The 6,564-nt window shown below is 71.1% G+C and carries 4 protein-coding genes; all 4 read right to left on the bottom strand.

Annotation, left to right across the window (positions count from 1 at the left end; translation table 11 throughout):
- On the bottom strand, positions 1-972 hold the full coding sequence (locus EF387_RS43800; protein ID WP_128382181.1) for a helix-turn-helix transcriptional regulator: 972 nt from the start codon (positions 970-972) through the stop codon (positions 1-3).
- 158 nt (positions 973-1,130) lie between these two features.
- Positions 1,131-3,833 carry a pyruvate dehydrogenase (acetyl-transferring), homodimeric type gene (aceE, locus tag EF387_RS43805; RefSeq protein ID WP_128382182.1) on the bottom strand — a complete coding sequence of 901 codons (2,703 nt, stop codon included), beginning with the start codon at positions 3,831-3,833 and terminating at the stop codon, positions 1,131-1,133.
- Positions 3,834-4,429: 596 nt separating this feature from the next.
- Positions 4,430-5,053, bottom strand: a complete 624-nt coding sequence (locus EF387_RS43810) for a GntR family transcriptional regulator (RefSeq protein ID WP_128382183.1) — start codon at positions 5,051-5,053, stop codon at positions 4,430-4,432.
- A 448-nt stretch (positions 5,054-5,501) separates the two neighbouring features.
- Positions 5,502-6,564: 2-oxoglutarate dehydrogenase, E2 component, dihydrolipoamide succinyltransferase (gene sucB, locus EF387_RS43815; RefSeq protein WP_128382184.1), on the bottom strand; the 1,063-nt coding region annotated here is incomplete at its 5' end.

A 6,564-nucleotide genomic window follows, 5' to 3' on the forward strand; every position in this document is an offset into this window, starting at 1 on the left:
TCAGATGTAGTACTTCGCCGCCCGGGCCGCCGCCTCCGCGAAACGCGAGCGCAGCTCGGGCGGCCCGAGTACCTCCGCCTCCGGACCGAGGGCCAGCAACTGGGTGTACGCCACCTCGTACGACTCCACCGGCAGCGTGAGCGTCACCCGGCCCTCGGCGTCGGGCGGTGCGGCGGCTTCCAGCGCGTCGCGCGCGGACACGGGGTCGACGGCGTACGACAGCTGCCGTACGCCCGTGTCGGTCAGCCTCACCACGATCTCGGCGTGCAGGATCGAGCGTGCGAAGAGGGCGGCCTGCTCCTCCCAGAAGGCCTGCAGGTCGAACTTCTCGTCGCGGTCGAAGCGCCGCCCGTCCGCCGCGACCTCGGTGAACCGGTCGATGCGGTAGACCCGGAAGGTGCCCGGGTCCGGCACCCGGGCGCACAGGTACCACATGCCCGCCTTGAGCACGAGCCCGTACGGTTCCAGCTCGCGCTCCACCTCCTCCTCCCGGCGCCGGTAGCGCGCGGTGATCCGCCGGTCGTCCCAGACCGCGTCGGCGACGGGAGGCAGCAGATCGGGGGCCGAGGGCTCCTTGAACCAGGCCGGCGCGTCGAGGTGGAACCGCTGCGCCGCCGTGCGCGAGGCGTCGCTGACGGAGGGCAGCAGTGCGGCGGACACCTTCAGCTTCGCCGCGGAGGCCGCATCCTCCAGGCCCATCTCGCGCAGCGCGGTGGGCACCCCGGACAGGAACAGGGCCTCGGCCTCGCTGCGGGCCAGCCCGGTCAGCCGGGTGCGGTAGCCGCCGATCAGCCGGTAACCGCCGACCCGCCCACGGTCCGCGTAGACCGGCACCCCCGCCTCCGACAGCGCCTGGGCGTCCCGCGTGATCGTCCGCTCGGACACCTCCAGCTCCCGGGCCAGTTCCGCGGCGGTCATGGACGGCCGGGACTGCAGGAGCAGCACCATCTTGATGAGGCGGGCAGCACGCATACGTTCATGATGCCGGGCGGGGTGCGCCCCGTCAGGGGCGCGGGGGCCGGGTGTCGCAGCCCCGAACCCCCCCCGGCCACCATCCACCCCCCCCATGGGGGGGGGGGGGGGGGGGGGGGCCCGGCGGCCCCCCCCCCGCCCCCCCCGGCCCCCGGGCCTCACAGCCCGTACCGCTCCCGGGCCTCCTTGACCGCCGACGCCTTGACCTCGCCGCGCCGGGCCAGCTGGGCCAGGGCCGCCACCACGATCGACTGGGCGTCCACCCCGAAGTGACGGCGGGCCGCCTCACGCGTGTCGGAGAGGCCGAAGCCGTCCGCGCCGAGTGAGGAGTAGTCCTGCTCGACCCACTGCGCGATCTGGTCCGGGACCTGGCGCATGTAGTCGGAGACGGCGAGGACCGGACCCTCGGCACCGTGCAGGGCCTGGCGTACGTACGGGACGCGCTCCTCGCCCCGCAGCAGCGCCGCGTCCGCCTCCAGGGCGTCCCGGCGCAGCTCCGTCCACGACGTCGCCGACCACACGTCCGCCGCCACGCCCCACTCCTCGGCGAGCAGCTTCTGTGCCTGGAGCGTCCAGTGGATCGCGGTGCCGGAGCCCAGCAGTTGGATCCGCGGGGCGTTGGCAGTGGGTGAAAGCCCCGCCGTCTCCGCCGTGTTGAAGCGGTACAGGCCCTTGACGATGCCCTCGTCGATTCCGGCCACCGCCGGCTTCGCGGGCTGCGGCAGCGGCTCGTTGTAGACCGTGAGGTAGTAGAAGACGTTCTGGTCCTCGCCCGGGGCGGCCTCCCCGTACATCCGGCGCAGACCGTCCTTCACGATGACCGCGATCTCGTAGGCGAACGCCGGGTCGTACGTCAGCGCGGCCGGGTTGGTGGCGGCGATGACGGGGGAGTGGCCGTCGGCGTGCTGCAGGCCCTCACCGGTCAGTGTCGTGCGGCCGGCGGTGGCGCCGATGAGGAAGCCGCGGCCGAGCTGGTCGCCGAGCTGCCACATCTGGTCGGCCGTGCGCTGCCAGCCGAACATCGAGTAGAAGATGTAGAACGGGATCATCGCCTCGCCGTGCGTCGCGTACGACGTGGAAGCGGCGATGAAGTCGGCCATCGAACCGGCCTCGGTGATCCCCTCGTTGAGGATCTGGCCGTCCTTGGCCTCCTTGTAGTACATCAACTGGTCGCGGTCGACCGGCTCGTACGTCTGGCCCTTCGGCGAGTAGATGCCGAGGGACGGGAAGAGCGACTCCATGCCGAAGGTGCGCGCCTCGTCCGGGACGATCGGCACCCAGCGCCTGCCCGTCTGCTTGTCGCGGACCAGGTCCTTGACCAGGCGGACGAACGCCATGGTCGTCGCCACGTTCTGCGAGCCGGAGCCCTTGTCGAAGGAGGCGAACGCCTTGTCGGCGGGGGCCGGCAGCGGGGCCACCGGGTGGACACGGCGGGCCGGGGCCGGACCGCCGAGCGCCGCGCGGCGCTCCTGGAGGTAGCGGACCTCGGGGGAGTCGGCGCCCGGGTGGGCGTACGGGACCACGCCGTCGACGAACTGCGCATCGGAGATGGGCAGTTCGAGCAGGTCGCGCATCGCCTTGAACTCGTCCGCCGTCAGCTTCTTCATCTGGTGGTTGGCGTTCTTCGACGCGAAGCCCTCGCCGAGCGTGAAACCCTTGACCGTCTGCGCCAGGATGACGGTCGGCGCGCCCTTGTGCTCGACGGCCGCCTTGTACGCCGCGTACACCTTGCGGGCCTCGTGGCCGCCGCGCGAGAGGTGGAAGCACTCGAGGATCTTGTCGTCGCTCAGCAGCTTCGCCATCTCGGCGAGCGCCGGGTCCTTGCCGAAGAAGTCCTGGCGGATGTAGGCCGCGTCACGGGTCTGGTACGTCTGCACCTGCGCGTCCGGCACCTCGCGCAGCCGGCGTACGAGGGCGCCGGTGGTGTCGAGCTGGAACAGCTCGTCCCAGGCCGTGCCCCACAGCGTCTTGATCACGTTCCAGCCGGCGCCGCGGAACTGGGCCTCCAGCTCCTGCACGATCTTGAAGTTGGCGCGCACCGGGCCGTCGAGGCGCTGCAGGTTGCAGTTGATGACGAAGGTCAGGTTGTCCAGGCCCTCACGGGAGGCGAGGGCGAGCGCCGCTGTCGACTCGGGCTCGTCCATCTCGCCGTCGCCGAGGAACGCCCACACGTGGGACGCCGAGACGTCCTTGATGCCGCGGTTGGTGAGGTAGCGGTTGAAGCGCGCCTGGTAGATGGCGGAGAGCGGGCCGAGGCCCATCGACACCGTCGGGAACTCCCACAGCCAGGGCAGTCGGCGCGGGTGCGGGTAGGAGGGCAGGCCGTTGCCGCCGGACTCCTGGCGGAAGTTGTCCAGGTGCTGCTCGGTCAGCCGGCCGTCGAGGAAGGCGCGGGCGTAGATGCCGGGGGAGGCGTGGCCCTGGATGTAGAGCTGGTCGCCGCTCCCGTCTGCTTCCTTGCCCTTGAAGAAGTGGTTGAAGCCGGTCTCGTAGAGCCAGGCCGCGGAGGCGAAGGTGGCGATGTGGCCGCCGACGCCGTGTTTGCTGCCCCGGGTCACCATCGCCGCGGCGTTCCAGCGGTTCCACGCGGTGATCCGGCGCTCCATCGCCTCGTCACCGGGCACGGAGGGCTCGGCGGCGGTGGGGATGGTGTTGACGTAGTCGGTCTCCAGCAGCTTGGGCAGTGCCAGCCCGCCCGCCTCCGCGCGCTCCAGGGTGCGGCGCATCAGATACGCGGCACGGTGCGGCCCGGCCGCCTTCGTGACGGCGTCCAGGGAGGCCTGCCATTCGGCGGTCTCCTCCGGGTCGCGGTCCGGGAGCTGGTCGAGCTCGCTCGGCTGGATGGCGTTGGGGTCGGTCATTGCGCCGCCTTCCGGATGTGGAGGGGGGTTCCCTCATCGGTAAGGGGTTCTGGGATGCCCTTGGTCTTGGCAGGACAGGGCGGCGGGCCCTGGGTCGAGCCCGCTGGCGACTGTAACTCGCTGATCGATGATCGATCAAAGGTTCAACGCGGAAAAACTCTCGGAAAGCCGAAAGTCGGCACAGGGTGTCGTGTAGTGGTGCACGGGGTGCCGGACAAAACGGGATAAGCGGGGTGGTGCTGTGGGGCTGTGCTTGCTTCTGTGCTCCGTGTGGGCTTGGTCGCCTCGCGCTGCCGTTCGTGGAGGTGCCTCGCGCTGCCGTTCGTGGAGGTGCCGTGTGCTGCTGCCGTTCGGGGCGGTGCCGCGCCGGAATCTCCGTCCTCACGGCTGGCGCGCTGCTGTTTCACGGAGAGGCCTCGCTGGTATTCGCGCCAGCCGCTGCGGGCGGAGATTCCGGCACGTCCCCTCGCGCCGGCGGGCGGCTGCGGGCCGTGGCTGCGGGCCGTGGGGGCGTGCCCCTTTCCGGGCGGCGCGGGGTGTTCAGCCCGTCCGGCGACGATCCGTGCGGTCTGCTGCGGGGCCCACTCGGCGGGGCGCTACGCGCGGGGAGCGCAGCCCAGTACGTGGGCCTTGACCAGCTCGGCGATCGAAGGATCGCGCCGCTTGAACGCGGCGACCAGTTCCTCGTGCTCCTCCGCGTACGACTGCTGGACGGTCCCCAGCCACCGTATCGACAGGGCCGTGAAGACCTCGATGCCCAGCCCTTCCCAGGTGTGGAGGAGGACCGAGTTCCCGGCCGCGCGCACCAACTCCCGGTGGAACGCCACCGTGTGGCGGACCTGGCCCGTGCCGTCGGACTTGCGGTCCGCCTCGTACAGCGCTACCACGTGCGGCTCCAGCGCCGAGCAGTCATCGGCGAGCTTCTCGGCCGCCAGCTCGGCGGCGATCGCCTCCAGACCTGCCCTCACCGGGTAGCTCTCCTCCAGGTCGGCCGCCGTGAGGTTGCGGACCCGCACCCCCTTGTTGGGCGCCGACTCGATCAACCGCAGCGACTCCAGCTCGCGCAGGGCCTCCCGGACCGGGGTCTGGCTGACCTCGAGCTCGGTGGCGATCCGCCGCTCTACGATCCGCTCGCCCGGCTTCCAGCGCCCGCTGACGATCCCCTCCACGATGTGCTCGCGGATCTGCTCGCGCAGCGAGTGGATGACGGGCGCGGTCATGAGGGCTCCTTCGCAGGGGCGTACGAGCCCCGAGAGGGTTGACGTTCTAGACAATAAGGCCGGATCGCCGCCTCCGAGGGGCGCACGGGGGCGCTTTCATGCAGGTGAGACGAGACTTACACGCCTCCGCGGTGGCGCCTTTCCACAGAGCCTCATAGCGGAACCGACGCGGAGTCGTCACAGCCGTGTCACCTCCAGAACCCCTTTCGCCGTCAGACGTGTCGCATTCGGCATAAGGGTGCCCACGGGGGATGCCCTCGGGAACATCGGAGACATCGGGGGAAAACATGATCATGCGGAAGTGTGACCGACACGACGACGACAAGGACACCGGGTGGGGCGGGCGCGCCCGTTCCGAAGGCGGCTCGCTCCGCTGACCGACGCGCACCGGACATGACGGTGCCCCCGTCCGGAACTCCGGACGGGGGCACCCGTTGGTTCAGGGGCGTCAGAGACCGAGCTCGACCTCGAACTCGCCCGCCTCCAGGATCGCCTTGACCGCGGTCAGGTAGCGGGCGGCGTCGGCGCCGTCCACCAGGCGGTGATCGTAGGACAGCGTCAGGTAGGTCATGTCGCGGACGCCGATGACCGTGCCCTCCTCCGTCTCGATGACCGCCGGACGCTTGACCGTGGCGCCGATGCCCAGGATCGCGACCTGGTTCGGCGGCACGATGATCGTGTCGAACAGCGCACCGCGCGAACCCGTGTTGCTGATGGTGAAGGTCGCACCGGACAGCTCGTCCGGGGTGATCTTGTTGGCCCGGACCTTGCCCGCCAGGTCGGCGGTGGCCTTGGCGATGCCGGCGATGTTGAGGTCGCCCGCGTGCTTGATGACCGGGGTCATCAGGCCCTTCTCGGAGTCCACCGCGATACCGATGTTCTCGGTGTCGAAGTAGGTGATCGTGCCCTCGGCCTCGTTGATCCGGGCGTTGATGGCCGGGTGGGCCTTCAGCGCCTGGGCGGCGGTCTTGACGAAGAACGGCATCGGGGAGAGCTTGACGCCCTCGCGAGCCGCGAAGGAGTCCTTCGCCTTGGCGCGCAGCTTCATCAGCCGGGTGACGTCGACCTCGACGACCGAGGACAACTGGGCCTGCTCGCGCAGGGCCTTGACCATGTTGTCGCCGATGACCTTGCGGATCCGCGGCATCTTGATGGTCTGTCCGCGCAGCGGGGAGGCCTCGAGGACCGGGGTCTTCTTCGCGGCGGCGGGGGCTGCGGCGGGGGCGGGCGCCTGAGCGGCGGCCTTCGCGGCCTCGGCGGCGGCGATGACGTCCTGCTTGCGGATACGGCCGCCGACGCCGGTGCCCTTCACGGTGGACAGGTCGACGCCGTTCTCGGCGGCGAGCTTGCGCACCAGCGGGGTCACGTAGGCGCCCTCGTCGGTGGGCTTCGTGGCCGCCGGGGCAGCGGGAGCCGGGGTGACGGGAGCGGGCCGGGCCGGAGCGGCGGGCTGCGCCGGAACCGCGGGCTGCGCCGGAGCCGGGGCGGCAGCGGCGGGTGCCGGAGCGGCC

The organism is Streptomyces cavernae, assembly GCF_004023625.1.
Taxonomy (GTDB): Bacteria; Actinomycetota; Actinomycetes; order Streptomycetales; family Streptomycetaceae; genus Streptomyces; species Streptomyces cavernae.

Coding starts and splice junctions, on each gene's coding strand:
- EF387_RS43810 (WP_128382183.1), bottom strand. CDS start 5,053: ATGACCGCGCCCGTCATCCACTCGCTGCGCGAGCAGATCCGCGAGCAC.
- EF387_RS43800 (WP_128382181.1), bottom strand. CDS start 972: ATGCGTGCTGCCCGCCTCATCAAGATGGTGCTGCTCCTGCAGTCCCGG.
- aceE (WP_128382182.1), bottom strand. CDS start 3,833: ATGACCGACCCCAACGCCATCCAGCCGAGCGAGCTCGACCAGCTCCCG.